Consider the following 3,895-nt stretch of genomic DNA (forward strand, 5'->3'; position numbering starts at 1 on the left):
TTATGTAAACACCCTCTAAGGGCGATACACGTGGTCGCTACTGTACCCAGCAACGCGGCCCTGTGGTGCATGGGCGTGCCTGGCCTCGGGCAGGCACGTCCGTTGCCCGGAATCGGCGAGTACCGCTGTGACGCCCCTGGTTTCCGGCGTGGTCTAGTTCCACCCGGGGACTGTGAGCTGCATCACGTCAGCCGCTGTCAGGCCGGCAGCAGTTCCAACCCACGAATGCGGCGGATGCCCAGTCCCGGCGAATCGTCGATGTGGATCTGCGCCTCGTCGAACTGTACGCCGCCCTCGTTGGGGTCGAACTGCCCGAGCGCAGGTGCATCCAGATCGGCCAGGGTGATGCTGTCGGCCTTGGCCACCGCCAGATGCACCGCGGTGGCGACGCTGATGCTGGATTCGATCATGCAACCGATCATGCATGGCAACCCATACAACCCGGCGATGTCGGCGATACGGATGGCATTGGACAGCCCGCCGGTCTTCATCAGCTTGATGTTGATGATGTCGGCGGCGCGACGCTGAATCAGCTCGATCACCTGCGTGGGCGAGAAGACGCTCTCGTCGGCCATCACCGGCGTGTCAATGCGTGCGGTGACGAAGGCGAGCCCGTCGAGGTCGGCGGCCCTGACAGGCTGCTCCAGCAGCTCCGGCGCGATGCCGCCATCTTCCAGCGTGCGCATGGTGCGCACCGTTTGTTTGGGCGTCCAGCCTTGATTGGCATCCAGCCGCAGCGATGCGCGCCCGGCGACTGCGGTATGGATTGCCGTGACGCGTTCGACATCCGACTCGATGTCCTTGCCGACCTTGATCTTCAGTGCGCGATAGCCGCGCGCGAGCGCCGCTTGCGCCTGCGCCACCATGGTGTCGATGGTATCGGCGCTGATGGTGATGTCGGTCGTGAGGCGCGGCGTGCCGCCACCGAGCAGTTGGTACAGCGGCGCGCCGAACGCCTGCGCCCACAGATCGTACAGTGCAATTTCCACGGCGGCCTTGGCGCTGGTGTTGCGTTCGAGCGCGTGTTGAACGAGCCCGCATAGCCGGTTGAGATCGGCCACGTCCTGGCCCATCAGCTTGGGGCCGATGCAGTGTTTGATCGCGGCAATGATGCTGCCATGGGTGTCGCCGGTGATGGGCGCGGTCGCTGGCGCGGCGCCATACCCGATGTGGCCGCTGTCGGTCTGCAACAGCACCACCACGTCCTCGATTGCCTGCACCGTGCGCACGGCCGTCTTGAACGGTGTTTTCAAGGGCACGCGCAGCATGCCAAGCCGGAAGCCGGTGATCTTCATCAGGTGCCCGTTGGAAAAACGCGTTGAATGCGGGTGATGTGGTCGATGAATGCAGTGCCATCGCTGGCAAGCAACGGCAGCAACGGGGTGACCGACACACCATTCAAACGCGCGCGCTGCACGCTGCCATCGGCAGCGCGGTAACTGGCCCCGGCCACATCATGGATCACCCATGGCGCGCCATCTGCATGTCCGATCACCAGCATCACATGGCCTGGAATGTAGATCAGATCGCCAATCTGCAGCTGTGCGAGCTGTTGCAGGCGTTGCGCCAACGGCGCGCCAGCATCGAACGCGACACCGTGCAACACTGTGCTGCGCGCCTGGTCGCCGGTATTGCGGGGCAGCGCGATACCGAGGCTGCGATAGACATCCAGCACGAAACCGCTGCAATCGCGCGCGTCGTAATCGTTGCCCCAGCCATAGCGTTCGCCGAGGAATTTGAATGCCTGCCGGAGCAGTGCGGCCTCGGTGGCGGGCAAGGTGCCGATGCGCACATCGGCACCGCGCGGGATGAGTGCGGGCACCAACTGCAAACGCCCATCGGCACTGCGCAGTGGCAGTTGCACCACGTAGGCCGCTAGCGGCAATTGTCCGTTGACTGGCTGCTGCGGCGGCCAGTCGCCGAGCAAGGGCAGGCTGGTGCCCATGTCCAGTGCACGTGCGGAAATCGCCGGGCTTTCGCGCGTGTAGGCAGTTTGCACGCGGGCTGCGGTGACGATCAGACGCGGGCTGCGTTGTGCGTAATTCAGCACCTCGGTGCGGCTGCCTTCGGCAAGCTGCGTGCTTGCGACCCAGGCAGCGTTATTGGCGGCGACCACGAACTTCCACGCGCCATCGGCGCTGCTGTGCAGGACAGCCACCGGCGTGCCGGGATACAGTGCCGATTCCTGGAAGCGGTCGATATCGCGGTCGTCGTGGCTGGCGAACACGCGCTGCGCGGTGGGAAAGGTTCGCAACGCTGCACGCGTCACCACCAGCGCAAAACGCAGTGGCACCTGTGCGGGAAGCGCATCCAGTGCCAAGGAATTGCGCAATGTCGCCAAGCGTGCGGTATCCAGAAGCCGCCCATCTGCGTCGTACAGCGGACGTGTCGGTATTGCCGATAACGCGTCGATACGCGCTCTCACGTCGGTCGCGGGCAGTGCGTGTGGAAGTTGCGCGATGTCGTGCATCGATGCATCGTCGCGCAGCAGGCGTGCATTGACCTCGGCGATCTGCGCGGGATTGACTCGCGGAATCTGCGCGTTGCTGCTGCGCTGGATCCAATACTCCGGGGTGAGCTGTGCATCGTTGACGACGAAGGGTGGTGCTTGGGCAACTGCCGTGGCAGCAGGTGCTGGGGCGGCGCCGCAGGGCAGCGCAAGCGCGATCAGCAGCAACATCAGCAGGTGGCGCGACAATGGCATGCAGGGCTCAGGATGAAGGCAGCCGCTGGCGAGCTGCGAGGCAAGGCCGATAGTGGCATGCGGCGCAGAGCGTATCCACCTGTCCTGGCTGCGTGGCGACTATTGCCGGCAGTGGACGCTTGGGGCGCGTTGGTGCGGAGCGTGCAGGAAGCCCGTGACCATCGTCGCCGCAGCCGTAAACACGCTGGTGGCTGCTGCTGCCACTGCAATGGTGCTTCTTGCCAAGCTTGGGAGACACCACAAACGCACCAATGATGGCAGCGCGCAAGGCACTGCGCTGCCCACGCTTCCATCGGCAGGCGGCCGCGCGAGCACAACTGGGTGGATAATGGTGTTACGCAGGTCGTCCGGCCTTCCCAGGAGAAATCCGTGCTGCCCAGCTTTCCTCTCTCGTCATCAGTGTGGCTGCGGACCGCCGTTTGCCTGGTCGCGCTGTCGTTGGGTGCCTGTGCGCACGCACCGCAGCGCAACCCGCTGGCGCAGTGGGTGCCATCGCCCAATTACGATACGCGGCGACCGATCCTGATCGTGTTGCACTTCACCGACCAGCATTCAGTCCAGCAAAGCCTGAGTACGCTGCGCGGCCGCAACAGCGATGGGCGCGTCAGTGCGCACTACCTGATCGGCAAAGACGGGCAGCGCTACCAGTTGGTCAGCGATGCGCAGCGCGCCTGGCACGGCGGGGTCGGTCGCTGGGGCACCATCACCGACATCAATTCGGCCTCGATCGGCATCGAAATGGACAACGACGGCAGCGAGCCATTCGCGCCGGCGCAGATCGACAGCCTGTTGGTGTTGCTGGACGACCTGTGTAAGCGCCTGCGTATTCCACGCACGCAGATCGTTGGTCACGAAGATGTGGCCCCGACGCGCAAGAACGACCCCGGCCCGCTCTTCCCCTGGAAGCGCCTGGCCGACGCCGGTTTCGGCCGCTGGCCCGCGGCCGACGCGCCTGCAGCCCCGGAAGGTTTCGACCCATGGCAGGCGCTTGCGCTGATCGGCTACAGCATCGACGATCCGGCCGCTACCCTGCAGGCATTTCACCACCACTACCGCGGCAACAGCGCCACCACCCTGGATGCCGAAGATCTGCGCATCTTGTCGGCGTTGACCAACCACGCGAGACCTTCCAGCCCGCGACCGGCGCTTGAGCCAACCGAAGGCGACAACCACTAGGTGTTCAGTCCCGGC

At 64.8% G+C, this 3,895-nt stretch carries 3 protein-coding genes; 1 reads left to right on the forward strand and 2 read right to left on the reverse strand.

The genetic code is table 11. The features are described from left to right. Positions 1–197: 197 nt before the first annotated feature. Positions 198–1,295: a dipeptide epimerase gene (locus tag XAXN_RS19720; protein WP_054320774.1), complete on the reverse strand. Its 1,098-nt coding sequence runs from the start codon at positions 1,293–1,295 to the stop codon at positions 198–200. After that, positions 1,295–2,704, reverse strand: a complete 1,410-nt coding sequence (locus XAXN_RS19725; RefSeq protein ID WP_054320775.1) for an SH3 domain-containing protein — start codon at positions 2,702–2,704, stop codon at positions 1,295–1,297. Before XAXN_RS19725 ends, XAXN_RS19720 begins: the two co-directional genes overlap by 1 nt. Positions 2,705–3,073: 369 nt before the next feature. Between XAXN_RS19725 and XAXN_RS19730 the strand changes: the two genes are divergently transcribed. Beyond that, positions 3,074–3,880 carry an N-acetylmuramoyl-L-alanine amidase gene (locus XAXN_RS19730; protein WP_054320776.1) on the forward strand — a complete coding sequence of 269 codons (807 nt, stop codon included), beginning with the start codon at positions 3,074–3,076 and terminating at the stop codon, positions 3,878–3,880. Positions 3,881–3,895 lie beyond the last annotated feature (15 nt).

It is taken from the genome of Xanthomonas axonopodis (assembly GCF_001304695.1).
Classification (GTDB): Bacteria; Pseudomonadota; Gammaproteobacteria; order Xanthomonadales; family Xanthomonadaceae; genus Xanthomonas; species Xanthomonas axonopodis.